Origin of the sequence: Novosphingobium sp., assembly GCF_040079535.1 — a bacterium.
GTDB lineage: Bacteria > Pseudomonadota > Alphaproteobacteria > Sphingomonadales > Sphingomonadaceae > Novosphingobium.
The window spans coordinates 33991-59002 of sequence record NZ_JBEBKB010000010.1 but is presented as its reverse complement, the minus strand read 5'-3'; the positions used below and the strand labels follow the sequence as shown (position 1 = coordinate 59002).

Annotated in this window: 21 protein-coding genes and 1 tRNA gene; 11 read left to right on the top strand and 11 right to left on the bottom strand. The window is 62.2% G+C overall.

Going from position 1 to position 25012, the window contains the following annotated elements; genetic code table 11:
• Positions 1-14: 14 nt before the first annotated feature.
• From ABL914_RS05305 to ABL914_RS05290, 4 genes are all read right to left on the bottom strand, one after another.
• Entirely contained in the window at positions 15-425 is a 411-nt protein-coding gene (locus ABL914_RS05305) for an AHH domain-containing protein (RefSeq protein WP_391562121.1), read from the bottom strand.
• A 216-nt stretch (positions 426-641) separates the two neighbouring features.
• Positions 642-1307, bottom strand: coding sequence for a hypothetical protein (locus tag ABL914_RS05300; protein WP_391562120.1), 666 nt, complete (start codon positions 1305-1307; stop codon positions 642-644).
• A 228-nt stretch (positions 1308-1535) separates the two neighbouring features.
• On the bottom strand, positions 1536-2009 hold the full coding sequence (locus ABL914_RS05295) for a flavodoxin family protein (RefSeq protein ID WP_391562141.1): 474 nt from the start codon (positions 2007-2009) through the stop codon (positions 1536-1538).
• Between the two features lie 28 nt (positions 2010-2037).
• Positions 2038-3234, bottom strand: coding sequence for a hypothetical protein (locus ABL914_RS05290; protein ID WP_391562119.1), 1197 nt, complete (start codon positions 3232-3234; stop codon positions 2038-2040).
• A 124-nt stretch (positions 3235-3358) separates the two neighbouring features.
• Here ABL914_RS05290 and recJ point away from each other — a divergent pair, with 124 nt between their 5' ends.
• The 3 genes from recJ to ABL914_RS05275 all read left to right on the top strand — a co-directional run bounded on the left by recJ (position 3359) and on the right by ABL914_RS05275 (position 6569).
• Complete coding sequence (gene recJ, locus ABL914_RS05285; protein WP_391562118.1) at positions 3359-5143, top strand: single-stranded-DNA-specific exonuclease RecJ; 1785 nt, start codon at positions 3359-3361, stop codon at positions 5141-5143.
• A gap of 75 nt (positions 5144-5218) precedes the next feature.
• Positions 5219-5293 (top strand) — tRNA-Glu (locus ABL914_RS05280).
• A gap of 100 nt (positions 5294-5393) precedes the next feature.
• Positions 5394-6569, top strand: coding sequence for a sensor histidine kinase (locus tag ABL914_RS05275; protein ID WP_391562117.1), 1176 nt, complete (start codon positions 5394-5396; stop codon positions 6567-6569).
• A gap of 6 nt (positions 6570-6575) precedes the next feature.
• Here the strand turns inward: ABL914_RS05275 and ABL914_RS05270 are convergent, their stop codons facing one another.
• A complete protein-coding gene (locus tag ABL914_RS05270) occupies positions 6576-7244 on the bottom strand; it encodes a DUF2490 domain-containing protein (protein ID WP_391562116.1) in 669 nt (222 codons plus the stop codon).
• A 188-nt stretch (positions 7245-7432) separates the two neighbouring features.
• On the opposite strand from ABL914_RS05270, the gene ABL914_RS05265 reads away from it, so the two are divergent.
• The 6 genes from ABL914_RS05265 to phoB are packed head-to-tail and all read left to right on the top strand — an operon-like array spanning position 7433 to position 13288.
• A complete protein-coding gene (locus tag ABL914_RS05265; protein ID WP_391562115.1) occupies positions 7433-8482 on the top strand; it encodes a substrate-binding domain-containing protein in 1050 nt (349 codons plus the stop codon).
• A 9-nt stretch (positions 8483-8491) separates the two neighbouring features.
• Positions 8492-9883, top strand: a complete 1392-nt coding sequence (gene pstC / locus ABL914_RS05260) for a phosphate ABC transporter permease subunit PstC (protein WP_391562114.1) — start codon at positions 8492-8494, stop codon at positions 9881-9883.
• Positions 9876-11126, top strand: coding sequence for a phosphate ABC transporter permease PstA (gene pstA, locus ABL914_RS05255; protein ID WP_391562113.1), 1251 nt, complete (start codon positions 9876-9878; stop codon positions 11124-11126). The genes pstC and pstA overlap by 8 nt, the downstream gene beginning before the upstream one ends.
• A complete protein-coding gene (pstB, locus tag ABL914_RS05250) occupies positions 11126-11911 on the top strand; it encodes a phosphate ABC transporter ATP-binding protein PstB (RefSeq protein ID WP_391562112.1) in 786 nt (261 codons plus the stop codon). The genes pstA and pstB overlap by 1 nt, the downstream gene beginning before the upstream one ends.
• Before the next feature lies 1 nt (position 11912).
• A complete protein-coding gene (gene phoU, locus ABL914_RS05245) occupies positions 11913-12596 on the top strand; it encodes a phosphate signaling complex protein PhoU (RefSeq protein ID WP_391562111.1) in 684 nt (227 codons plus the stop codon).
• Between the two features lie 2 nt (positions 12597-12598).
• On the top strand, positions 12599-13288 hold the full coding sequence (phoB, locus tag ABL914_RS05240; RefSeq protein ID WP_391562110.1) for a phosphate regulon transcriptional regulator PhoB: 690 nt from the start codon (positions 12599-12601) through the stop codon (positions 13286-13288).
• 143 nt (positions 13289-13431) lie between these two features.
• Here the strand turns inward: phoB and ABL914_RS05235 are convergent, their stop codons facing one another.
• The 5 genes from ABL914_RS05235 to ABL914_RS05215 all read right to left on the bottom strand — a co-directional run bounded on the left by ABL914_RS05235 (position 13432) and on the right by ABL914_RS05215 (position 21833).
• A complete protein-coding gene (locus ABL914_RS05235; protein WP_391562109.1) occupies positions 13432-14340 on the bottom strand; it encodes an alpha/beta hydrolase family protein in 909 nt (302 codons plus the stop codon).
• Between the two features lie 36 nt (positions 14341-14376).
• Positions 14377-17886, bottom strand: a complete 3510-nt coding sequence (locus ABL914_RS05230; RefSeq protein ID WP_391562108.1) for an error-prone DNA polymerase — start codon at positions 17884-17886, stop codon at positions 14377-14379.
• Positions 17879-19534, bottom strand: a complete 1656-nt coding sequence (locus tag ABL914_RS05225) for a DUF6504 family protein (protein ID WP_391562107.1) — start codon at positions 19532-19534, stop codon at positions 17879-17881. The genes ABL914_RS05230 and ABL914_RS05225 overlap by 8 nt, the downstream gene beginning before the upstream one ends.
• Complete coding sequence (locus tag ABL914_RS05220) at positions 19434-20168, bottom strand: hypothetical protein (RefSeq protein WP_391562106.1); 735 nt, start codon at positions 20166-20168, stop codon at positions 19434-19436. The genes ABL914_RS05225 and ABL914_RS05220 overlap by 101 nt, the downstream gene beginning before the upstream one ends.
• A 123-nt stretch (positions 20169-20291) precedes the next feature.
• Positions 20292-21833, bottom strand: a complete 1542-nt coding sequence (locus tag ABL914_RS05215; protein WP_391562105.1) for an amino acid permease — start codon at positions 21831-21833, stop codon at positions 20292-20294.
• Positions 21834-21986: 153 nt separating this feature from the next.
• Here ABL914_RS05215 and panB point away from each other — a divergent pair, with 153 nt between their 5' ends.
• Positions 21987-22862: a 3-methyl-2-oxobutanoate hydroxymethyltransferase gene (panB, locus tag ABL914_RS05210; RefSeq protein ID WP_391562104.1), complete on the top strand. Its 876-nt coding sequence runs from the start codon at positions 21987-21989 to the stop codon at positions 22860-22862.
• 14 nt (positions 22863-22876) lie between these two features.
• Positions 22877-23944: a DUF475 domain-containing protein gene (locus tag ABL914_RS05205; RefSeq protein WP_391562103.1), complete on the top strand. Its 1068-nt coding sequence runs from the start codon at positions 22877-22879 to the stop codon at positions 23942-23944.
• On the opposite strand, the gene ABL914_RS05200 is transcribed toward ABL914_RS05205, so the two are convergent.
• Entirely contained in the window at positions 23931-24884 is a 954-nt protein-coding gene (locus tag ABL914_RS05200; protein ID WP_391562102.1) for a bile acid:sodium symporter family protein, read from the bottom strand. The genes ABL914_RS05205 and ABL914_RS05200 overlap by 14 nt on opposite strands.
• Between the last annotated feature and the right edge of the window lie 128 nt (positions 24885-25012).

Genomic DNA, 25012 nt, shown 5'->3' with positions numbered 1-25012 from the left:
TTTGGAATTTCGTTTCAGATTTTTAGCTCTCCGTCCTTAGTCTCTGGCAACGCAGTCGCCGGCCAAAGCAGGTCGGCCATGGCGTCAAGTTCGCTGAAATCCATTCCGGTTCCCAGCGGATCCTTGCGGTTGAGCCGGATCCGGCGGTGCTGGTCAAGCAATTCGCGGCGCAGCGCCTGTTGCAGATGTTCCAGCCCCTGGAACGCTTCGCGCAGCGCAATTTCAGGCGCTTTGAACCGCTGGGCCGCCCAGCCTTGCTCAATCGCGCCAACCCGCTCGATCACCATCGCATTGTAATCGCGGTGCGGCCCGCGGTGCAGTGGCAGACCGATCCGGCTCGCCGCCTGATCGTTGGCCGGAAGCAGCAAGCCATTGCGGCGAAAATCTTCGAAATCGACCCGCTCACGGCCCAGTGCCCTGAACAACGAGACAAAGCAGCCCGCGTCAGGATCTGGCGCGGCAGCAAATGGTGCCGCTGCATCCCGGGTTCATACCCCGGGCGATCAATGCGGTTAACCGCGCGGAACGACAAGCGGCCGCGCACGGGCACGAGCAATGCCGCACTATGCCGGTCCACTATGCCAGTCCACTATGCCAGTCCACTATGCCAATCCACGCGAAGGATCCTGATCTGGCAGAATCTAGCGCCGGATCGTCACACGCAGCATGGCCTGCCCGGCCTGCGGCGCAACATCGATGGTTTCCCCGCTCGGTCCGGAAAATTGATGCGCCACATCCAACGGATCGGCTTCGATCAAGGCGTGGATCAGGCGCACCGCGATCCGCGCCACATCGGCCGCACCCAGTTTGGGGTCCGGGGCAAAGCGCAGTTCCTGCCCGGTAATCAGCCCAAGGCCGCGGGTGTAGATCGAACCATCGCTATCGCGTTCCAGCGTGGTCAGCCCCAGGGCCGGGAACGGACCCCCTGCCAGCCATTTGCCCACGACTTTTGAAAAGTAGCTGGCGGTCATCCAGCAATGCGCCGGACGCCAGACCACCGCCTTGATCCCCGGCAGATCACACAGCCGCGCACCCAGCCCGGCCAGAACGCGCAACACCGGCAACATGCCCGGGGCTTCTTCCAGATGCGGGCCAGCAGCGATTGTGACCACATCGCCCAGCGGCGCATCAAGCAGACCCAGCAAGGTTCCCGCAGCGGGCTGCGGGCCTGATGGGCCAGGCCGCAAACCGGCACAGTCAAACGTCAGCCCCATCGCCAGCAGCTCTACCCAGCCCTGTTCCGCCGGGGCAACGTGGCTGATCGAAAAGCCAAGGCCAGCGGACGGCCCGCCAGATAAATCATGCACAGACAAATCATGCGCAGACAAATCATACAACGCAGCCACATCGGGGCGCTGGTCCGGTTCAAAGACCAGCGACAGTATCGCCCCGGCTGCTGCCCCCCCAAATGCCCCTTGTGCGGTTATGACACTTTCCTCCGCCCCGTTTCCGAACGTTTGGCACTTTTTGCGTTGGTTAGTCGAGTCCTGCCGCACCAAACATATCGGAAACGGATTTGTTATTTGCTTAAGCGATCAGAATATTCCGGTCTGCAGCGCTTCTGCCATTGCTGCGCCAAGATTTGTGCAATTGGCAAGTATCTCCGAACCGAGCTGCTTTTCGGCCAGAATTTCTTCGCTTGTCTGGGCCGCAACGTTGATAATCATTGGCGGGGCCACCCGTTTCAGCCGCCAGCCGGTCAAAATCCGGTCAAGCTGCGCCTGCGCGCCCTGCCCGTCGCTTCCCGCAGCGATCATGCTGGCATAGGGCCGCCCCGCAATCCGGCCAAGCAGCGGGTAATAATTGCGATCGAGCATCTCTTTCATCGCGCCCGATAGTGCGCCAAGATTTTCAGGCCCGGCGAACAGATACCCGGATGCCGCCAGAAAATCATCAGGCTGCGCCAATTCCGCGGCGATCAGACGACCACCGCTGGCCGCGCCCAAGGCCGCGGCATCAGCCATCGCCCTGCTTGCACCCGTGCGGCTGTGCCAGACAATCAGCAGCATATCGGCAAGCAGCGTCGCGGCAAGCGGATCAGCACCCGTCCCCGCCAACCACGCCGCCAAGAATCCCCCCGATGCCGCGCTTCTTTTTGCAGCGCGGCTGTTCGGGCTGTCCGGGTGCCGCAGCCATACCGGGCATATCCATCCAGCTGGTGATCGAGCGATGCCGCACCCGCGCGGTCCACTGCAAATGCCAGGGAACTTTGGCATCGGCTGGCCGGGCCGGATAGGCGAAGCTTTCTTCAGGGCCATAGGCAGTCAGCGTGCCCATCCGGAAATCGGGGCCAGCCTTGCGCACTTCGAGCGGGATTGTGCAGGTGGTCGTGGTTGGCGCCATAACCGTCCGGTCCTTGACCAACCCGGCCACTTGCGCCGGGCTGATCCAATCCTGCAGTCCGCCGCCGAATTGGCGGTTGGCGCTGCTGGTCCACATCACCATATCGCCCATTTGCCCGTCCGGGGCCATTTTGCCGCCGAACAACCAGGCCAGATAGCCAGTTGCCCGCGGGACAGCGTTCCAGCCGATTGCCACCGATCCGCTGGCGTTGACTGTCTGGGTCGAGCGCAGCGGATCAAGAAATTCCTGGCCCAGCGTAAAGGCGATCTCGGGCGAATAGTTGCCGGCAACCCGGTGCGCGCCCAGCAACGAGCTTTCGGGCTTGATCATCTTGCCGTCTTCAGCCGGCCAGCGCCCGAAGGTTTTGCTGTTCTGCAGGTTTGGTCCCCAATCGCGCAGGATCGTGGAGGTCCACAGTCCGGGTGGGATCTGGCCTTGCGCCATCTTGGCAAAATCGAACACCACTGGCTGGCCTTTACCGGCGCGTTCACCGCAGCCCCAAAAGATCAGCAGTCTGCCGCTGGGCTTTTGGGGCATTTCATCGCTGGTGGTCCGTTCCTGCCTGGGCGTAGCGAGCGCAACCGATTTGCCCAGCTTTGCCCCGGCCGGCATGAAGTGATCGGCCTTGGGCCCGCCTTTGCTGGGAGCCAGGCTTGAACCAAGCCGCAGATAGAGTTCTTTCTGGACCCGTTCGCCCCCGCCGCCAAAGGCCATGCCCAAGGCGCCGCCCATCCCGCCGCCCATCGCCATGAAGCCCGAAACGGTGCCGGCGCGCATATCATAGCGCGCAATCGGCCCGCTGGTGGGTGCGCGCTGTGCCAAGGATGGCCCCGTGGCCAGCGCCAAGACGCCGATTGCCAGGCCTGCTGCAAGTTTGCTTTTGAATACCATGGCTATTGCCCTCCATGTTTCTAACGCGATTGAGGTGTTCTTGCATGGCGGAGGCAGCTTGTCATTCACCCAGATCAAATCGGTGGCGCTTTGCAGGAAGCGATTGCTGCGCTAGCGGTGGCAGATGCTGGCTTCCTCGCAATCGGTATTGGGCCTTGGCCGTTCGCTGGGCGGACGCATCTGGCGCTGGCGCGGCGGAAATATGGATCTGGGTGGCGGTGCCAGCCTGGAAAATGATCTGGTAACCCAGCTGCTGCTGTCGCGCGGAGTTGATCCGGATGATATCGAACGCCACCGCAATCCATCGCTGCGCGCATTCCTGCCCGATCCTTCGATTTTTCAGGATATGGACAAGGCCGCAAACCGCCTGGCCGATGCAGTTGTCGCAGGCGAAGCGCTGACGATCTATGGCGATTATGACGTCGATGGTGCCACCAGCGCGGCCTTGCTGATTCTGCTGCTGCGCGATCTAGGGCGCGCGGCCGGGCATTATATCCCGGACCGATTGCTCGAAGGCTATGGCCCATCGGGCGAAGCGCTGGTGCGGATCGCCGAAGCCGGGACAAATCTGATTGTAACGGTCGATTGCGGGGCGATGGCCTATGAAGCCCTGGGCATGGCGGCCGATGCCGGGATCGAAGTAATCGTGGTCGATCACCACAAATGTTCGGCCGAGCTGCCCCGCGCCTATGCCCTGGTCAACCCCAACCGGCTTGATGAAAGCCCTGAGGCCGCAGCCTATGGCCACCTTGCCGCTGTGGGTGTGGCCTTTCTGCTGGCAATCGCAACGGTCCGGGCGCTGCGATCGCGCGGGTGGTTTGATGATCGGGCCGAACCCGATCTATTCGCCTTGCTTGATCTGGTTGCGCTGGGCACGGTTGCCGATGTTGCCGCGCTGCACGGGCTGAACCGCGCCTTTGTTGCACAAGGGCTTAAAGTGATGGCCAAGCGCCAGTCGATCGGCATGGCAGCGCTGATTGACGCCAGCCGATTGACCCGAGCACCGGCCTGTTCAGACCTTGGCTTTGCTCTGGGCCCGCGGATCAATGCCGGCGGCCGGGTTGGTGAGGCGACATTGGGCGTGCGGCTGTTGACGACCCAGGATGGCGATGAAGCCCGCGCCATCGCCGCCCAGCTTTCATCCCTGAACGAGGAACGCCGGGCGATCGAAGCCGCCGTCCAGGAAATGGCAGAGGCCCAGCTTGCCGCGCAGCACAACCGGGCAGTGCTGACCCTGTCTGGATCTGGCTGGCACCCCGGCGTAATCGGGATCGTAGCCGGACGGATCAAGGAGAAGACCGGAAAACCAGCACTGGTGATCGCGCTGGATGCGGATGAGGCCGGCAATGGCAAAGGTTCGGGCCGCTCAATATCAGGCGTCGATCTGGGCGCGGCGATCATTGCTGCGCGAGAGGCTGGATTGCTGATCGCGGGCGGCGGCCACGCTATGGCCGCCGGGCTTACCGTTGCCCCCGGGCAAGTCGTTGCCTTGGGCGAATGGCTTGATGCGCGGCTTGGCAGCGATGTTGCCGCCGCCAGCGCCAATCAGGCGATGCTGCTTGATCTGGCAGTAAGCCCGGGCGGCTTGAAGCCATCGTTGATCGAAGCGATGGACAGCGCCGGGCCATTCGGAGTGGGTTGGCCCGGCCCCAAAGTAGCGGTTGGGCCAGTGCGGATGGTCAAGGCTGATCTGGTTGGCAACGATCACGTTCGGGTTATCGTGCGCGGCGATGATGGCGCAAGTTTCAAAGGCATCGCCTTTCGCGCCGCAAGCACCGAAATGGGCCAGGCCCTGCTGCATGCCACGCACCACCGCAAATTGTGGCTGGCTGGCCGCCCGAAAATTGACGATTGGTCCAATCGGGCGCAGGCAGAGCTGCACATCGAGGATGCAGCCTTCCTCGATTGATTACTCTGCCTTTGGACTTGACCCACCATGACGCCTTGCCTAAAGGCGCACCCCTGCCCACGGCACAGCCGGTGCGGCCCCTTCGTCCAGTGGTTAGGACGCGGCCCTTTCACGGCTGAAACACGGGTTCGAATCCCGTAGGGGTCACCAGCTGCAAGCGCCGTGGGCATTCTGATTCGGGCAGATATGCCTGCACCGGATCTGTTTCGTTTGGCAGGTTGCATTCCGCATTATAGAAGCCGCCCTGCCGATGCATTCAAAACGCCCCCTTCCCTATTCCGCCATCGCGCTGGCATTGCTGGCCGGGCTTGGCATGCTGGCCGCGGGCGCATCGCCCTGGCTGGCGCTTGCCATTGTCGTCCTGTGGCTGGGTTCGCTCTCGCTGGTGACCCCTGAGGCAGAGATCCCGGCGGAACGGATTGACCCTGCAATAGTATCGCGCGGCGCCATCCATGAAACGTTGGAGCCGGTTGGCCTGCCGCTGCTTTTGCTTGAGGGCACCCGGATCGTAGAGGCCAACCAGGCCGCCCGCAAAGCGCTGGGCAATCATATCAGCGGACAGGATGCCCGAATCGCGCTGCGCCATCCCGATGCGATGGGCCTGATCGATTCCGCCGACGGGACCAGTGTGGCGATTCCCGGATTTACCGGCGCGCGATCCTTGTGGCAGCTGACCCGCCGCAATATCGGGCCGGATCGCTGGCTGATCGAATTGACCGATCGCACCGCCGAATCCGATGTTGGCCGGGCCCATACCGATTTTGTTGCCAATGCCAGCCACGAACTGCGCACCCCGCTGGCCTCGATCATCGGCTATGCCGAAACGCTGGGCGATGGCGATGTTGATGCCGATACTTCAAAGCGGTTCAACGGCATCATCCAGCGCGAGGCGCTGCGCATGCTTTCGCTGGTCGAAGATCTGATGACGCTAAGCCATGTTGAAGCGGAAAAGCACGACCGCCCGAACGAGCCGCTCGATCTGGGCCAACTGGCCGCGCGGGTTATCGCCGAAGTAAAATCGCTGAAAGGTAAGGAGCGGGTTTCGCTGGCGGTTGCCGAACCTGGGCTTCAGGTTCTGGGTGATGCCACCCAGCTGGAACAGCTGCTACGCAACCTGATTGACAATGCGCTGAAATATGGCGGACCCGATACGCCGGTAAGCGTCGCGGTTACGCGCGGCGCCACCGATCGTGCCGTGCTGGCCGTGGCCGATCTTGGTCCGGGGATTGCGCCAGAACATCTGCCACACCTGACTCGGCGGTTTTACCGCACCGATCCCGGCCGCAGCCGCGCTTCGGGTGGGACCGGTCTGGGCCTGGCGATCGTCAAACATATCGTCGAGCGTCATCGCGGTGATCTGCATATATCCAGCACCCTGGGCGAAGGAACGCAAGTCAGCGCTTCCATTCCGCTCGCCCAGGGCTGACCCTGATCAAAACGAGGCGCTAAGCCCCAGAGTTAGCACGTGATCATCGGTATCGGCGGCACTTGGCACGAACCCATGCTGGTTCAGATACCCGAAATCCAGATTGACCCGTTTGCCCAGCGGCACCCCGATCGAAATCGAATTGCGCATCCGGTCAAGCCCGTCGGTGGTCTGGAATACGGTATTGTTGAGATTGATGAACTGCTCGCTGGCAACCGAAATTGTCGCCTTGCCGGTCAGCGGCATGCTGGCCTTCACCTGAGGGCGCAGCCGCCATCCGGTGCCGGACAGACCCTCACGCCAGCGCTCTTCAAGCCGCAGACGAGCGCTGAACTTGACCTTGCCGGCCTTGGCAAAGCCATCAAAGCTGATCTGTTGACGGAAACGATGCTCGCGCCGGGTGAACGTGCCGTGATTGTATTGCGGATCAAAGGTATAGCCCAGCCACAGGGTGGTTACCTTGTTGATCTTCTTGCCAAGCGAAAGCGAATTCTCAAGCTCATAAAAACCTTTGGCATCGCTGCTGCGGAAAACAGCTTCGTTCTGCACCTTGAAATCGTCTGGCAGGGCAACAGTGACCGTAACCGTCTGCCAATACTGGGTATCATCGGCAAAAGCGGGCGCGGCAAAGCCGCAGGCGGCGGCAAACAGCAGCGGCTTTAGTATGGTGCGCATGTGAACGAGGGTCCCTCCATTGGTTTCGATTCGCTGCCGATCTATTACGATCATGTGACACATTCATGACGACATATTGCAATTGAACGACCATCCGGCGACAAGGCCTTCGTGCCAGCGAGTTGTCACGCAACTGTCACACAAGCTGGCCACTGCGATCTCAACCAAAAGCAAAAGGAGCGATTCGCATGACCAGAAAATCAGTTCTCACCCTTACCTCGGCGCTTGTCGCTTCGGCAATGCTGGCCGCATGCGGCAGCGGCACCTCGGGCGGCTCGCGCGATCAGGTTCGTGCCGTGGGTTCCTCAACCGTTTACCCCTTTGCCAAGGCGGTGGCCGATGCGCTCAGCAAGTCAAACCCGGCAATCAAATCGGCGATTGTCGAATCGACCGGAACCGGTGCCGGGATGAAGCTGTTTTGCGCCGGCGTCGGTGCACAGCATCCCGATATCGAAAATGCCTCGCGCCGGATGAAGAAGAGCGAGTTTGAAGACTGCGTGAAGAACGGCGTAGACAAGGTTGTCGAAGTTCAGGTTGGGCTTGATGGCGTGGCCTTTGCCGAAGCCAAGGGCGGTCTTGGGCTCAAGCTGACCCCGGAAGACGTATACAAGGCGCTGGCCGCCAACCCATATGGCAAGCCCAACACCGCCAAGACCTGGCAAGACGTTAACCCCGCCTATCCGGCTGAACCGATCCTGGTCTATGGCCCGCCCAGCACATCTGGCACGCGCGATGCGCTGAAAGAGCTGATCTTGATGAAGGGCTGCAACGCCAACGCCGAAATGAAGGCGCTGAAGGACAGCGACAAGGAAAAGCATGAGAAGATCTGCGGTGAAGTCCGCAGCGACGGTGCTTATGTGGACTCGGGCGAGAACGACAATCTGATCGTGCAAAAGCTTGAAGCCAATCCCAAGGCAGTCGGCATCTTCGGGTTCTCATACCTCGAAGAAAATTCCGACAAGCTGGCGGGCCTGACCATGAACGGGGTGGTGCCAAGCTATGCTTCGATTTCAGACTTCAGCTATCCCGGCGCACGTCCGCTCTACATCTACGTAAAGGCTGCGCATCTCGATGCGATCAAGGGCCTGCGTGAATATGTTGCAGAATGGGCCAAGAGCTGGGCCAAGGGCGGATTGCTCGCCAAGCAGGGCATGGTTGTGGCCCCCGAAGACGTTCAGGCCAAAAACGTCAAGGTTGCGGCAGATTTCGCTTTGCTTGACGGCAGCGAATTGAAGTAAGCCTCCACAATGTCGCCAGTCATCCCGATTTTGCTAGCGCTCGCGCTGGGCCTTGTCGGCTGGCTGGCGGCGCGTGGCCGCGCCTGGGCCATGCGCAAGGAAGCCCGCGCTGGCGGCGGTGATCTGCACTCACTGCCCAATTATCACGGCTGGTATGTGGCCTTGTGGGTTCTGATCCCGGCGCTGCTGTTTTCCCTGGCCTGGGCATCGATCAGTCCAGGCCTGATACTGGGCCAGGTTTTGTCTGATCCGGCGGCCGCAAAACTGCCGGCCTTCGGGTTTGAGCGCGATGCGATCATGGCTGAGGCGCGGGCGCTGGCCAGCGGATCCAGCGATGCCGTGTTCAACCAGCAAGCCCGCGCGCTGGTTGAACCGTTCCGCAGCGCGATGCAGCAATATTCGCTGATCGGCACTATAACCACCCTGCTGCTGGGCTTTGCCGGCGGGGCTTTTGCCTTTTTGCGGCTGCGCCCCGATTTCAAGGCCCGCACCAGTGTGGAACGCGCGGTGATGGGCGGCCTGCTGCTGGCCTCGTTGGCGGCGGTTTTCACCACCGCCGGGATCGTCGCATCGCTGGCCTTTGAAACAGTGCGGTTCTTCCAGTTCGTTGGACCCGGCGATTTCCTGTTCGGAACCCATTGGGGCCCGGATTCGATGGCGGCACCCACCCAGGGCGTCGAAACCAACTATGGCGCGTTGTCGCTGTTCTGGGGCACGATCTTTATCGGCGCGATCATCGCGATGGTGGTTTCAATCCCGCTTGGCATGATGAGCGCGATCTACCTGACCCAATATGCAACCCCCACGGTGCGGCGCTGGATGAAGCCGATCCTCGAAATTCTCGCCGGGGTTCCCACGGTGGTTTACGGCTATTTCGCCGCGTTGACAGTCGCCCCGCTGATCCGCGATCTGGGGCACGCCATCGGCATTTCCAGCGCATCGAGTGAAAGCGCGCTGGCGGCCGGGCTGGTAATGGGGATCATGATCATCCCGTTCGTTTCATCGATGGCCGATGATTCGATCGCGGCGGTTCCCCAGGCAATGCGCGATGGCAGCCTGGCGATGGGCGCCACCAAAAGCGAAACGATCCGCCGTGTGCTGCTGCCTGCCGCGCTGCCGGGGATTGTTGCCGGGATCATGCTGGCCGTCAGCCGTGCCATTGGCGAAACGATGATTGTGGTCATGGCCGCCGGTGCCACCGCGCGGCTTACCGCCAATCCGTTCGAATCGATGACCACAGTTACCTATCAGATCGTTGCCATGCTGACCGGCGAAGGCAGCTTTGATCATCCTGCAACGCTTTCGGCCTTCGCGCTGGGGATGGTGCTGTTCATGGTTACATTCCTGCTCAACTACATCGCGCTGCGCGTGGTGAAACGGTTCCGCGAAGCCTATGACTGATACTGCTGCCCAAACCCGCGATCAGCGGATCGCAGCCCGGCTGGCCGCGCGCCATTCCTCGGAACGGCGCTTCAAGGCATTGGGCTTTTTTGCGGTGGCGCTGTCTGCCGCGGTTCTGGCATTCCTGCTGTTCACGATGACCGCCAATGCAATCGGCGGGTTCAAACGGGCCGAGCTGCGCTTTCAGCTTGATCTTTCTGGCGGGCTGCTGCCGGTTGAACCGGCGCAACTGAAGGGTGATGATCGGCTTCAGGTTCTGGAAGCAGCGGGCCTGCGCGATGTGGTCAAATTTGCTGCCGCCAAGGCATTGGGGGATCAAGCCGCAGCCGAATTGGACGGCGAAAGCTGGCGCGAGGTTGCCGCAGCGATTGTTGCCAATCCAGCCTTGCTCAACACCAGCTTTGAAGTGTCCCTCCCTGCCAGCGACGATCTTGCATCCGCATTGCGCGGCGAAGGGCGGCCCGAAGCCGTGGCGATGGCCAATGACCTGAAGGCCAAGGATCAGCTTGATACAGCGTTCGATCCCGGCTTTCTGACGCGTTCTGATGCAACCAGCCCGCAGTCTGTGGGAATCTGGGGGGCGCTGAAGGGCTCGATGTTGACCATGCTGGTCACACTGGGGCTGGCTTTTCCAATCGGCGTGTTCGCGGCTGTCTATCTGGAAGAATTCGCCGTCCGCAATCGCTGGACCGATCTGATTGAGGTTTCGATCAACAATCTGGCGGCCGTGCCGTCGATCATTTTCGGATTGCTTGGCCTGGCGGTATTTCTGGGCATCTTTCCCTATTGGCGCTCGGCCTCGTTGATCGGGGGCATGACGCTGGCCTTGATGACCATGCCGGTGATCGTCATTTCGGGCCGCAACGCGATCAAGGCTGTGCCGCCTTCGATCCGCGATGCCGCACTGGCAGTTGGCGCCAGCCGGGTCCAGACGGTGTTCCATCACGTTCTGCCTTTGGCGCTGCCCGGAATTCTGACCGGCACCATCATCGGTATGGCCCGCGCACTGGGCGAAACCGCACCGCTTTTGATGATCGGGATGAAGGCCTTTGTTGCCACCCCGCCCGAAGGATTTACCTCGCCCAGTTCGGTTTTGCCGGTGCAGATCTTCTTGTGGTCTGATGAAATCAACCGCGGCTTTGTTGAACGCACTTCAGCCGCGATCATCGTCTTGCTGATCTTCCTGCTGGCGATGAACGGCATCGCCATCTACCTTCGAAACCGATTTGAGAACCGCTGGTAATGACCAACTTTCATGACCTTGATCCCGTTGAAGCCCGCATCACAGCGCGTGGGGTTTCCGTCTTTTATGGCGATAAGCGCGCGATTGACGAAGTTTCGATCGATATTGCCGATGAATATGTAACGGCCTTCATCGGCCCATCGGGCTGCGGCAAAAGTACCTTTCTGCGTTCGCTCAACCGGATGAATGACACCATCGCCGGGGCCAGGGTGGAAGGCGAAATTACGCTCGACGGGCAGGATATCTACAAAAGCGGAATGGACGTGGTGCAGCTGCGCGCGCGGGTTGGCATGGTGTTTCAAAAGCCCAACCCCTTTCCCAAATCGATCTACGAAAACGTCGCCTATGGTCCGCGGATCCACGGCCTTACCACCAGCAAGGCTGAACTTGACGAGACTGTTGAACGCAGTCTCAAACGCGCCGGGCTGTGGGATGAAGTCAAGGACCGCCTGGCAGAAAGCGGCACCGCGCTTTCGGGCGGTCAGCAGCAGCGCCTGTGCATCGCACGGGCGATTGCGGTGGAACCTGAAGTGATCCTGATGGATGAACCGTGCTCTGCGCTTGATCCGATCGCAACCGCCAGGATCGAAGAACTGATCGCCGAATTGCGCGGGCGCTATGCGATCGTTATCGTCACCCATTCCATGCAGCAAGCCGCGCGCGTTTCGCAGCGCACCGCGTTTTTCCATCTGGGCAAGATGGTGGAATACGGCAAGACGTCCGAAATCTTCACCAATCCCCGCGAAGAACGGACCAAGGACTATATCACCGGAAGGTACGGATAGGATGTCACAGGAACATACCGTCAAAGCCTTTGACGAGGAAATCACCAAGCTGCGCGGCTTGATCGCCGAGATGGGCGGACTGGCCGAGGTATCGCTGTTCGAAGCGATGGAAGCGCTGGTCAAGGGCAACCTTGATCTGACCACCCAGGTGCTTGAACGGGACAAGCGGATTGACGCAATGGAGGCCGAGATCGATCGGCTGGCCGTGCGGATCATCGCCCTGCGGGCACCGATGGCGGATGACCTGCGCGAGGTGATCGCCGCGCTGAAGATTGCCGGGGTGATCGAGCGGATCGGCGACTATTCCAAGAACATCGCCAAAAGTGCCCACAAGATCGAAGGGCGCAAGCACTTTGAGCCGTTGACGCTTGTTCCCGCAATGGCCGATGTGGCGCGCGGCATGGTCCACGATGTGATGACCGCCTATGCCGCGCGCGATCCGCTGCTGGCCAAGGCCGTGGTTGAGCGCGACGAACTGGTTGATGCCTTCTATGAATCGCTGTTCCGCAACCTGGTCAGCCACATGATGGAAAATCCCAAGACGATTTCCAGCGCCGCGCAGTTGCTGTTTGTGGCCCGCAATATCGAGCGGATCGGCGATCATGCCACCAACGTGGCCGAGATGGTCTATTACGCGGCGACCGGCGAGTATCTGACCGACAAGGAAGAAAAGGCGGGAGCCTGATCATGACCGCACCGCGCCTGCTGCTGGTAGAAGACGACCCTGCCCTCGCCGAATTGCTGGAATTCCGTTTCCGCAACGAAGGCTATCAGGTTCAGGTTACGCCAGACGGCGATGAGGCGCTGCTGCTGGCGGCCGAGGAAGCGCCCGATCTGGTCGTGCTTGACTGGATGATTGAGGGCACCAGCGGGATTGAGGTCTGCCGCCGCCTGCGCAAGGGCAAGACCACTGCGCACGTACCGATTATCATGCTGACCGCGCGCGGGGCAGAGGATGACAAGGTTCGCGGGCTTGATACCGGGGCCGACGATTACCTGACCAAGCCGTTTTCCCCGCGTGAACTGATTGCCCGGGTTAATGCCATCCTGCGCCGGATCCGCCCGGCGCTGGCCGGTGAAGTGCTGACCGTGGGCGATCTGTCGCTTGATGCCGTGGCCCATAAGGTGACCCGCTCTGGCAAGGTCGTGGCGCTGGGCCCCACCGAATTTCGCCTGCTGCGCCACTTTATGGAACACCCGGGCCGGGTGTTTTCGCGCGGGCAATTGCTTGATGCAGTCTGGGGCAGCGAAAGCGAGATCGAGCTGCGCACGGTGGATGTCCACATCCGCCGTCTGCGCAAAGGGATCGAGGCTGAAGGCGCGATTGATCCGGTGCGGACTGTGCGTTCGGCGGGCTATTCGCTGGAAGCGAACTAGGGTCAGGACCTATTAACCGCGCCTTCGAGGCGGCAGAATGGCGAACAGATCGGGCCGAAGTGAGCGCCGGGAAGGCTGGAGCCTTTCCAAGCGAATTTCGGTTCGAGATGGAAGCCATTCTGACTCAAACCTCGAAGGCGCGGTTAATAGGTCCTGACCCTAATGCGCTTATTGGGCGGCAGCAAACTCTCCAACCAGCGGATTACGCGCGCTTGCAGAAATATCCGCTGGTCCGACCAGCTATGATCGGTTGCGGCGTGAACCATCAGCACCCGTTTGCCGCCTGCAGCGATGATTGCCTTGCCCAAGGCGTCGGTCTGCGGCGCTAATCCATCGTCGCTGCTGAGAATCAGCACCGATTTGCTGGCCAAGCCCGGCGCCGCTTGCATGAAATTGAAGTCTTTGGTTCCCGCAATCAATTCATCGGCCATTTGATCTGGTGAGGTATCGGCCAGCGTTTCGGTGTTGTCCGCCGCCGCCGCTACCAGATCAGTGCGGGCCAGATTGCCAAGATTGCCCAGATTGGCCGCAGAAATCAGCGCTGCCCCCAACAAGCCATCGTCCTTGCCAGCGACCAGCGCGGTTACCCAGCCGCCCATTGAGTGCCCGGCAATCGCGAGCTTGCTGGTATCGGCCCCCAGCTTTGCCGCATTGGCGGGTACGCGCAAATAGGCCAGCACCGCGCTGGCATCCTGGGGGTTTTGGGCAAAACGAAAACTGCCCGGGCTGCCCCACGATCCGCGATAATTGAACGTCACCACGTTCCACCCGGCGCGGCGCACCGCCTGCGCCAGATCGAGGTTCTTCTCGTTCCCCGGCCAGCCATGGCACAGCACCAGTGTAGGGTGAGGCCCGGCGCCAGCGGCCAGATAGGCGACGCCGTTGATCTCCACGCCGCCGCTGGGAATATGCAACACTTCCATCCGCGCCGGATGCGCCTTGTCTGGCGCGGGATCGGTGTAAATCGCGGCCGGCAGCGCGGCGGGCTTGGCCTGAAGTGCGGGTGCGGCAAAAGCCAGAGTTGTCAGGGCAAGTATGATCGAGCGGCGCATTGGGTTTCTCCTCGGTGGGGCAATCTAGCGCAGTGCTCAATGAAAATCGCGCGATTTCGGGATCACCCGGCGGCCTCGCGGGTGGCCGCCACCCAGGTGATCGGCGCGATCAAGTGCCGGGCTGAGCAGATCGTCCGATAGGGCATGCAGCGCCGGCGTGGCATCGGTCAGCTGCTGGGCGATCAGATGGATCACCCCGTCGTCCTGCTCCACCCGGCCTTTAACTTCGATCAGCCGGGCCCCCATGATTACCTTGCGCTGCTTTTCCATCAGATCGGGCCAGACCACCACGTTGGCAACGCCGGTCTCATCCTCGATCGTGATGAAGCAGACCCCCTTGGCGCTGCCCGGACGCTGGCGGATCAGCACCACGCCGGCCACCTGCACCGGGCGGGCGCTGTTGTGGCCCGCCAGCTCGCTGGCCCGAATGAACCCGCGGTCTCCCAGCGCGGCGCGCAGGAACGCCAGCGGGTGGGCTTTGAGCGAGAGCCGCTGGGTTTGATAATCGGCTACCACCTCTTCCGAAAGCGGCATCACCGGCAGCCGGGTGACGGCGCGCTCGGCCCCCTCATCGCGCGCGGCGGCGGCGGCGAACAGCGGCAGATCGGGCGCGGCGATCAGGCTGCGGGCATCCCACAGCGCCTGCCGCCGGGTCAGGTTCAACGAGCCCAGGCAATCGGCGCTGGCCAGCCGCTCGATCACCGCAGGGGAAAGCCCGGCCCGCTCCTGCAACGCGTGCACATCACGGTAAGGGCCAGCCTCCCGCCCCGCCACAATCCGCGCCGCCGCAGCTTCGGGCAGGCCATCGACCTGGCGCAGGCCCAGACGGAGCGCGAGTTTTGGTTCACGCCCCTCTCCTTCGTCATCCCCGCGCAGGCGGGGACCCAAGGCAGCATAGCCCAACCCTGGATCCCCGCCTGCGCGGGGATGACGAAGCTTAGGTTGGATAAAATCTCTTCGCGCCTTTGCGCCTTTGCGAGAGCATTCTTCCTCTTCCAGCGTATTATCCCACATCGAACAGTTCACATCGACCGGCAGCACCGCCACCCCGTGCTCCCTTGCATCGCGCACAATCTGCGCCGGGGCATAGAACCCCATCGGCTGCGAATTGAGCAAACCGCAGGCAAAGGCCGCCGGGTAGTGGCACTTGAGCCATGATGATACGTAAACCAGCAGCGCGAAACTGGCTGCGTGGCTTTCGGGAAAGCCGTATTCGCCAAAGCCCTTGATCTGGTTGAAACAGCGCACTGCAAAATCCGGATCATAGCCACGCGCGATCATCCGCCCGGTCATCAGTTCTTCCAGTTCCTCAAGGTTTCCGCGTGACCGGAAGGTTGCCATCGCCTTCCGCAGCCGGTTGGCCTCGGCGCTTGAGAACTGCGCCGCATCAAGCGCGATCTTCATCGCCTGTTCCTGAAAGATCGGCACCCCCAGCGTGCGGCCAAGAATGCTGGTCAGCTCGTCCGGCGGGCCGTGCGCCGCGCCGGGTGCAGGAATTTCCACCCGCTCTGCCCCGCGCCGCCGTTTGAGGAACGGATGCACCATATCGCCCTGGATCGGCCCCGGCCGCACAATCGCCACCTCGATCACCAGATCGTAAAAGCAGCGCGGGCGCAGGCGCGGCAGCATGTTCATCTGGGCGCGGCTTTCCACCTGGAACACGCCCAGCGAATCCCCTTTGCACAGCATATCGTAAACCGCCGGATCTTCGCGCGGGACCGTCGCCAGGATCAGATCGCGGCCGTGGTGCGCGCCCAGCAGATCAAGGCATTTGCGGATGCAGGTCAGCATCCCCAGCGCCAGCACATCGACCTTGAGTATCCCCAGCGCATCGATATCGTCCTTGTCCCATTCGATGAAACTGCGATCCGCCATCGCACCGTTGCCCACCGGCACCGTTTCGATCAGCGGGCCCTGGGTCAGGATGAAGCCGCCAACATGCTGGCTAAGGTGGCGCGGCATGCCGATCAGCTGCTCGGTCAGCGCCAGCACCCGGCGCATATGCGGCGCTGCGGTATCCAGGCCGGTTTCGCGATCGATGTGGTGCTCCTTGATCGATCGCCCGTGCCCGCCCCAGACCGTCCTGGCCAGCGCGCTGGTGATGTCTTCCGAAAGCCCCATCACCTTGCCCACCTCGCGGATCGCCATGCGCGGCCGATAGTGGATCACCGTGGCGCACAACCCCGCGTGATGGCGGCCGTACTTTTCATAGATGTGCTGGATCACCTCCTCGCGGCGCTCATGCTCAAAATCAACATCGATATCGGGCGGTTCATCACGGTCTTCGGAAATGAACCGTTCAAACAACAGCGCGTGTTCCACCGGGTTGACCGAGGTGATCCCCAGGCAAAAGCACACCGCAGAATTGGCCGCAGAGCCGCGCCCCTGGCACAGGATCGGCGGAGCGCGGCTGCGCGCAAAATCGACGATCTCCTTGATGGTCAGAAAATACTGGGCCAGCGCCTTCTTGCCGATCATGGCCAGTTCCTTGCGCAGCGTTGCGGCGACCTCTTGCGGAACCCCATGCGGATAGTGCTGCGCCGCCCCCTGCCAGGTCAGTTGCGTAAGATAACCCTGCGCGTCCAACCCATCGGGATAGGTCTGGGCAGGATATTCATAGCGCAATTCATCAAGGCTGAAGCGGCACTGATCGGCCAGATCGCGCGCCGCATCCAGCGCGCGGGGCCACCGGGCAAACAGCCGCGCCATCTCGTCTGGCCCCTTAAGGTGCCGTTCGGCATTGGCCTGCAGCAAATATCCGGCCGCCGCGACCGTGGTCTTGTGGCGGATCGCCGTCATCACATCGTGCAAGGGGCGGCGCTGCCGAGCATGATAAAGCGGCAGGTTGGTGGCGAGGATTTGCAGGCCGTTTTCCCGTGCCAGGCTATCAAGCCGGGTGATCCGGGCCAGATCATCGCCGCGATAGAGATAGCTGGCAGCAACATGGCGCAGCGTGGGGAACTGCTGGGCAAGATCGGGGAGCAGATCGGCGAACGGGGCCGCCACTTTAGGGGTGCATTTGTGCGCGCCAATCGAAACCACATTGCTTTGCGCCGCGATCGTCAGCCGCGCATCCAGATCGTCCGGCGGAACCAGCACCAGCTGCACGCCATCGCTGTGCGCTGCCAGCATCGCCAGGCTGATATCGCACACCCCCTTGTCCTGCCATTCACCATCAAGCTTGCCCATCCGCCCGGCTGAGATCAGCCGGCACAGGCGGCCATAACCGGTGCGGGTTTGCGGATAGGCCAGGAACGCCAGCCCTTCGTCCGTCTCGATCCGGCAGCCGATTACCGGCCGCAGTTTCAGCGCCTTGGCCGCGGCGTGCAGCCGCACCACGCCGGCCATGGTATTGGCATCGGCAATCCCGATTGCATCATAACCCAGCGCGCGGGCCTGCGCGGCAAGATCGACCGCATCCGAAGCCCCGCGCAGGAACGAAAAGCAGCTGACCATGCCCAGCTCGACAAAAGCGCTGCGCGGCGGCGATGCAGCGGGTTGTTCACGCACCCGGCGGCGTTCGGGGGTGAGCGGGATTTCAGGCATAAAGCCCCTGCAAATACCATTCCGGCGTGCCGCCGCGCCCGTCTGCAGCATGGCCGTGGCGGTAGATCCAGTAGCGCCGGCCTTCTGCGTCCTCGACCCGGTAGTAATCGCGCAATCGCGCCAGCCCGCGTTCGCGCCACCATTCGGGCGCGATCCGTTCGGGCCCTTCGGCGCGCAGCACATCGTGCACTTGCCCACGCCAGTGGAACCGGCGCGGCAAGCCATCGGGGTGCGCGTGGATCACCGCGATCTGCTCAGCCCGGTCCAGCAACTTCAAGGGGCGTTCTTGTCCAGCCTCACGGCTGGGAACGGCACCAGCCCGCGCCCCCGCCCGACCACCCAATCCAGAATATCCTGCCGATGGGTGGCCGGGCGGGGGCGCAGGCTGGTGCCGCAAGGGAGCGCCGGATGGCCCGACCGCACCCGACAAAGACTCCCAGCGCTGGGCGCGTTCGGGCCAGTGGCTGGGGTAAAGCTCAGCCCGGCGCACCGCAGCTGCACCCAGGCGCACACTCAGCCGATCAATGCAGGCGGCCAGACTGGTGCCGTGGGCCTCTGCCGCAGCTTCAAAATCGCGCTGGCTGAGCGCTGCGGGCTGACACCAGGGAGCCGAAAGCCGCGCCAGCTCGATCCCGAATCCGGCATCGATATTATCAAGCCGCGCCGCGTAAAGCCGGGTGATGTGCGCGGCATCGCGGCTGGCCTCGGCCAGTTCAAGCTTGCGCACCAGCACTTCGCCATCCAGCTTCCACAGCGCCAGTTCAAGCCGCCGCGCGCCCAGCGCCTGGGCTTCGAGGGTGCGGACCAGATCGGCCGCCAGATCATCGACCACCTTGTCCAGCAGGCTGCGGTGGCGGATTGGTTCGGCCAGCCGGCGCTGCGCCAATGGGATGGGCTTGGCCTGCACCGGCAGCAGCGGTTCGGGCACCCGGCCCAGCAACTGATCAAGCCGCACCAGCGGATTGGCGGCAGGCGCGCGCACGGTGCGAAAACGCCGCGCCAGCGCATCACGCGCCACGCCGGCAAGATCGCCCACCCGCTTAAGCCCAAGCCGCCGCAGCACCAGCTGAACCGCCGGATCAAGCCGCAGCGCCGCAATCGGCAAATCATCGAAACTGCCGTCAGGGTAATGAACCGCACGATCAGGCCCATAGTGCGATAGCGCCCAGGCCGCCCCGGCGGTGGGGGCCAGCGCAAGCCGCACATTCAGCCCACGCCGCGCCAGACTGCGCCCGGCATCATCCAGCAGGCCGTCCTCACCCCCAAACAGATGCGCCGCGCCGCTGCAATCGACCAGCACACCATCGGGCGGATCGAGCGCCGACCACGGCCCCCAGCGCTGGGCCCACACGGCCAGCCGCTCCAGCAAGGCCAGATCGCCGGCCGGATCACCCGGCGCCACTGCCAGATCCGGGCAAATCGCGCGGGCATCGCTAAGCATCATGCCGCCGCGCGCGCCGCCATCACGCGCTGCGGCGTTAAGCGCAGACAGCCGCAGCCCGTGTGCCACTTCGCTGGTCAGCGCGAAGGGTGCTGCGCTGCTGCCTTCAGCCAGCTGCCAGCGATCGATCGCCAGCTGGCTGCACCAGATCGACAGGATGCGCCTGTTCGTACTGGGCCGCAGCGGCGACGAGAGCATGTCCGTCATCGCACAATATCCATTCACCGGGAGGATGCGCCCGGGCGCGAAACAGGGTGCCCCGCCAGGCCGGAGCGCCGGGGGCATCCGGGTTCCAGTGCGCAAGCGATGAAGCGGCGCTGCGCACCTGCCAGCGCATCCGCGCCGAAGACAGATCCTGCGCCGCATCAAGCCGGACCAGCCACAATGGCACGCCGTGTTTTTGCGCAACCAGGCTAAGCCGGCGCGAGGCAGTGAGCGAAAGCGCCCGCGGGTTTCCGGCGATCTCTCCCACCACGAAAGCCAGATCGCGGCAGCGCAGCCCTTCTTCCAGTGCAAACAGCGCATCTTGCGGGGTGGCGGCGGCAACGTGGATCAGGCGGCCGCGCAAGGCCGGCGGCAACCCGGGGCGATAGGGCCGCCCACCCAGCCGCAGCGCCGCTTTATCCTGCACCCACAGAAACGGCCGGTCATCACCGCGCGACTGATCAAGCGCCATGGCCAGCGCAAGGCCCGCACCGCCGCCTTCATGGCCGGGCGCGAACAGTTCGGAATGCAGCGCCGCACTGCCCGATCCGGGACGCCAGCCAGCATCGCGCAGCGGCGCAGCGCAGGCAGGCACACGGCGGCGGGAAAAGGCCGCAAGCGGGGTCGGGTCGGTCACAGTGAATCACTCCAATGTTCTTTTTATGTTCTCATTTGGATCGATTCGCAATCGGCATCTGGCACGCACAGAAAAAGGGCCGCTCCCTTTCAGGAACGGCCCCCTTTTCAACCTGCAACCAGATCAATCGTTGATATCAATCCCGCCAGGCAGCGGCGCAACTGGCTGCGGCGGCACATCGGCATCACCTTCGTGCACCTCAACCAGACCGCGCCCAACGTGACTGCGGCTGCGGCTGTAGGTAAAATAGACGATCAGCCCAACCACAGCCCAACCGGCAAACAGTGCCAGGGTTGGCCCAGACAGGCTGAAAAACAGGTAGATACAGCCCAGGATCGAAATAGGCGCAGTCAGCATGATCGCCGGCGTGCGGAACGGACGGTGCCGCGATGGATCGGTCCGCCGCAGAACCAGCACCGCGATCGAAACCGCCGCAAAGGCAAACAGCGTTCCCGAATTCGAAACGTCAGCCAGCAAGCCCACCGGAAAGAACGCCGCGAACAGCGCCACGAAAATGCCGGTCAGCATGGTGATAACGTGCGGTGTGCGGAATTTAGGGTGAACCTTTGAGAAGAAATCCGGCAACAGGCCATCACGGCTCATCACGAAGAAGATCCGGGTCTGGCCGAACATCATCATCAGGATCACCGAAGGCAGCGCGATGATCGCGGCTGCACCAACCAACCAACCGATAAACGGATGGCCAATACTGCGCAGCACCCAGGCCAAAGCTTCCTTGGAACAAACCACAGCCGTATCGCCAGCCGCCGCACAGGCCTGCGACAAGGCAGGTGTACCTGGTGAAAGCACCTCATTATTCGGACCAAACATCGGCTGAGCGCCCACGGTTCCGATTACGCCTGCTGCCACCAGCATATAAAAGATCGTGCAGATCGCGAGGCTGCCGATCAGGCCGATCGGCATATTACGCTGCGGGTTCTTGGTTTCCTCAGCCGCGGTAGAAACCGCATCAAAGCCGACATAAGCAAAGAAGATTGAAGCCGCAGCCCCCGAAATTCCGACAAAGCCGGTTGGCGCAAACGGCGTGAAATTGCCGGTTTGAATCACCGGAATAGTCACCATCACAAACAGCGTAAGGGCGATGATCTTGATCGCCACCAGCACCGAATTGACCGTCGCACTTTCCTTGGTGCCAACCACCAGCAGCGCGGTAACAATCCCCGCGATGGCCATGGCTGGAAGGTTGATCAACCCGCCATCAAACGGCCCGCGAACCAGTTCAAGCGGCACCGTCAGATGCAGATTACTCTCGACAAAGCCGATCATATAGCCTGACCAGCCGACCGAAACCGCGCCTGCGGCGATCGCATATTCAAGGATCAGCGCCCAGCCGACCATCCAGGCGATCAGTTCGCCCATCACCGCATAGCTATAGGTATAGGCCGATCCCGAAACCGGCACCATCGCGGCCATTTCAGCATAGCACAGCGCCGCCACCGCACAGACAAAGCCCGCGATGACAAAGCTGACCATCATCCCCGGGCCGGCTTTTTGCGCAGCTTCAGCGGTGAGAACGAAAATACCGGTGCCGATTACCGCGCCGATCCCCAGCATGGTGAGCTGGAACGCCCCCAACGAGCGATGCAGCGATTTCTTTTCGGCGGTTGCCAGAATGGCGTCGAGTGATTTCACGCGACCGAACATGCATTTCCCCTAACGTTGGTAGCCGGATGTCTCCAGAGATACCGGGCCCGGCCACATATCTATCCCTGGCGCGGAAGCTAGCGCCGCAGGTTTCGAAGGCAAGCTTTAACTGCCACCCTTCCCCAGAATGCGCCAAGCGGCTAAGGGGCGCTGATGTCTACAACCTTTCAGCTCGATACCGCCACCAGCCGGGCGCATCCTACCCCGGCTCCGCTGCGGCGGCTTTCAATCCCAGCGATCCGCGCACGCAAGGTAGACGGTGTCACCGCGCAGCCGATCGTGATGCTGACTGCCTATACCGCGCGCCAGGCCCAGCTGCTCGATCAGCATTGCGATCTGATCCTGTGCGGGGATTCGCTGGGCCAGGTGATTTATGGCCTGCCCACCAGCCTGCAAGTGACGGTCGAAATGATGATCGCCCACGGCGCGGCGGTGGTGCGCGGATCGTATCACGCCGCAGTCGTTGTCGATCTGCCGTTCGGTTCATACGAAGGATCGCCGCAGCAGGCCTTTGCCACCGCATCGCGGGTGATGGTGGAAACCGGGGCCAGCGCGGTCAAGCTGGAAGGCGGTGCGGTGATGGCTGAAACGGTCGCTTTCCTGACCCAGCGCGGCATCCCGGTGATGGGCCACGTCGGGCTTACCCCGCAGGCCGTCAACACTCTCGGCGGCTACAACGCGCGCGGGCGCAGCGCTGTAGAAGCCAAGAAGATCGTTACCGATGCCCAGGCAATCGATTCGGCCGGAGCCTTCGCAATCGTGATCGAAGGCGTTGTGGAACCGATCGCGATTGCCGCGACCAAGGCCATTGCCTGCCCCACAATCGGGATCGGCGCATCGGCGCTGTGCGATGGCCAGGTGCTGGTCACCGAAGACATGATGGGGATGTTTGAGCGTGTCCCCCGCTTTGTAAAACGCTATGGCGAGATTGCCGGGCTGATTTCCAGCGCGGCCGGCCAATATGCCGATGAAGTGCGCAATCGCAGCTTCCCCGGCACCGAACAGACCTATCAACCCAAAAAAGACTGACAGGAAACCAACCCGTGCTGCGCCATTATCTCGGCTCCATCCTCTTTTCGCTCGCCTGCTTCGCAATCGCCGCCGGTTATGGCTGGTATCAGACCGCTACGTTAACCGGCACGCTTTCGCTGCTGTGGATCGTGCTGGTCCTGTCGGTGCTTGAAATATCGCTGTCGTTCGACAATGCCGTGGTCAACGCCGCCGTGCTGGAAGATATGGACGAGGTGTGGCAGCGCCGCTTTCTGACCTGGGGCATGGTGATCGCGGTATTCGGGATGCGGATCGTTTTCCCGCTGGCGATTGTTGGCATTGCCGCCAACCTGGGCCCGGTCGAAGCCATCAACCTTTCGCTTAACGATCCGGCCAAATACGAGGCAATCGTATCAAGCGCGCACATCGGAATTGCCGGATTTGGCGGCGCCTTCCTGACCATGGTGGGGCTGTCGTTCTTTTTCGATTCGGACAAGGAAGTGCACTGGATCGGCTGGATTGAAGCCCGGCTCAGCCGGTTCTCCAACGTCAAGGCGGCAGAGATCGCGCTGCTGCTGCTGGCGCTCTACCTGATTTCGCTGCTGCTTGATCCGGCCGAAGCGCTGACATTTATGGTTTCAGGCACGCTGGGTATCGTTACATTCATCGCGGTTGAAGCGCTGGGAACGATCCTCGAAATGCGGGAAGAAGCCCTGAAGCTGCAAGGCGCGGTGGTCCGTTCAGGACTGGGCGGGTTCCTGTACCTCAACATCCTTGATGCCTCGTTCAGCTTTGATGGCGTGATCGGCGCTTTTGCCCTGTCAAACAACATGGTGATCATCGCCCTGGGTCTTTCGGTCGGGGCCATGTTCGTGCGCTCGATGACCATCCACCTGGTCAAGAAGGGCACCCTGGCAGAGTACCGCTATCTGGAACACGGTGCTTTCTGGGCCATCATCGCGCTGGGCGCGATCATGCTGCTTTCGGCCAAATTCCATATCCCAGAAACGATCACTGGATTGATTGGTGCGGTTCTGATCGGGCTTTCGCTTTGGTGGTCGGTGCGGCACAATCGCCGCCTGCCCGATGAGGAGCTGAACAGCGCGGTCAGATCCGATTGAGGCGGGCCGCGATTGGCGCGGCCAGCACCAGCTGGATCAGGTGATAGAGCAGGATCGGCAGCAGGATCACCCCCGCCACATCGGCCGCAAACAGCACCGCGGCCAGCGGCGCGCCCATCGCGATGCTTTTTTGCGCACCGGCAAACAGCATCGAAATCCGGTTGCCGCGATCAAGCCGCAGCACCCCGCCCAGCAGCCACGCGCCCAGATGGCCAAACACCAGCATCACGCCAGTCCCGGCCAGCAGCCACAGCCAGCCCGTCATATCGATCCGCAACCAAAACTGTTGCTGCACCGCGCCAGAGAATGCCACGTAAACGGCAATTGCGATTGATCCGCGATCCATCCAGGTAACGATTGGCCGGTGATCCCTTACCCATCCGCCCAGCCAGCCTTGCGCGATCTGACCCAGAATGAACGGCAGCAGCAGGATGCCGGCCACCTTGATCAGGCCATCGGCATGCAATCCGCCGCCAGCGGATCCTGCCAACAGCGAAAACAGCGGCGCGGTGATGAACACGCCCAGCAGATTGAGCAGGGCCGCTGCCACAACCGAACTGGCTACGTTGCCCCCCGCCAATGAACTATAGGCAGTGGCCGATTGCACCGTTGATGGCAGGCAGCCCAGATACAGGAACCCCAGCGCCAGCAGCGGCGGCATGGCGCCCTGCCCGGCCAGCGTCAGCGCCCACCCGGCCAGCGCCATCGCGCCAAAACACCACAGCGTCAGCGGCCACAGCAGCCGGTGGTTGGTGATCCCGGCCATAACGTCATGCCGGGGCAAGCGCACCCCATTGAGGAAAAACAACAGGAACACGGCAGCATTCGATACAAATTGCGCGCCATCGCGCATCGCCCCGCCGACCGGCAGCACCAGCGCCACAACGATCGCGCCGCACAGCAGCCGCACCATCGGATCGATGCGTTTCAGCACACTCACTCTTTTTCCCCTTCGTCATTCCCGCGAAGGCGGGGACCCAGAGTTGGCCAGCACTGGGTTCCCGCCTTCGCGGGAATGACGAGAGATTGAAAGCGCGGAAAAGACAAGAGTTTGAAAGCGCGGGAATG

Excerpts from the sequence above, each read along its gene's own strand:
- phoU (WP_391562111.1), top strand. The coding sequence starts at position 11,913 with ATGTCACAGGAACATACCGTCAAAGCCTTTGACGAGGAAATCACCAAG.
- ABL914_RS05270 (WP_391562116.1), bottom strand. The coding sequence starts at position 7,244 with ATGCGCACCATACTAAAGCCGCTGCTGTTTGCCGCCGCCTGCGGCTTT.
- pstA (WP_391562113.1), top strand. The coding sequence starts at position 9,876 with ATGACTGATACTGCTGCCCAAACCCGCGATCAGCGGATCGCAGCCCGG.
- ABL914_RS05265 (WP_391562115.1), top strand. The coding sequence starts at position 7,433 with ATGACCAGAAAATCAGTTCTCACCCTTACCTCGGCGCTTGTCGCTTCG.
- pstB (WP_391562112.1), top strand. The coding sequence starts at position 11,126 with ATGACCAACTTTCATGACCTTGATCCCGTTGAAGCCCGCATCACAGCG.
- ABL914_RS05230 (WP_391562108.1), bottom strand. The coding sequence starts at position 17,886 with ATGCCTGAAATCCCGCTCACCCCCGAACGCCGCCGGGTGCGTGAACAA.
- phoB (WP_391562110.1), top strand. The coding sequence starts at position 12,599 with ATGACCGCACCGCGCCTGCTGCTGGTAGAAGACGACCCTGCCCTCGCC.
- recJ (WP_391562118.1), top strand. The coding sequence starts at position 3,359 with ATGCTGGCTTCCTCGCAATCGGTATTGGGCCTTGGCCGTTCGCTGGGC.
- pstC (WP_391562114.1), top strand. The coding sequence starts at position 8,492 with ATGTCGCCAGTCATCCCGATTTTGCTAGCGCTCGCGCTGGGCCTTGTC.
- ABL914_RS05225 (WP_391562107.1), bottom strand. The coding sequence starts at position 19,534 with ATGACGGACATGCTCTCGTCGCCGCTGCGGCCCAGTACGAACAGGCGC.
- panB (WP_391562104.1), top strand. The coding sequence starts at position 21,987 with ATGTCTACAACCTTTCAGCTCGATACCGCCACCAGCCGGGCGCATCCT.
- ABL914_RS05235 (WP_391562109.1), bottom strand. The coding sequence starts at position 14,340 with ATGCGCCGCTCGATCATACTTGCCCTGACAACTCTGGCTTTTGCCGCA.
- ABL914_RS05275 (WP_391562117.1), top strand. The coding sequence starts at position 5,394 with ATGCATTCAAAACGCCCCCTTCCCTATTCCGCCATCGCGCTGGCATTG.
- ABL914_RS05215 (WP_391562105.1), bottom strand. The coding sequence starts at position 21,833 with ATGTTCGGTCGCGTGAAATCACTCGACGCCATTCTGGCAACCGCCGAA.
- ABL914_RS05295 (WP_391562141.1), bottom strand. The coding sequence starts at position 2,009 with ATGCTGCTGATTGTCTGGCACAGCCGCACGGGTGCAAGCAGGGCGATG.
- ABL914_RS05290 (WP_391562119.1), bottom strand. The coding sequence starts at position 3,234 with ATGGTATTCAAAAGCAAACTTGCAGCAGGCCTGGCAATCGGCGTCTTG.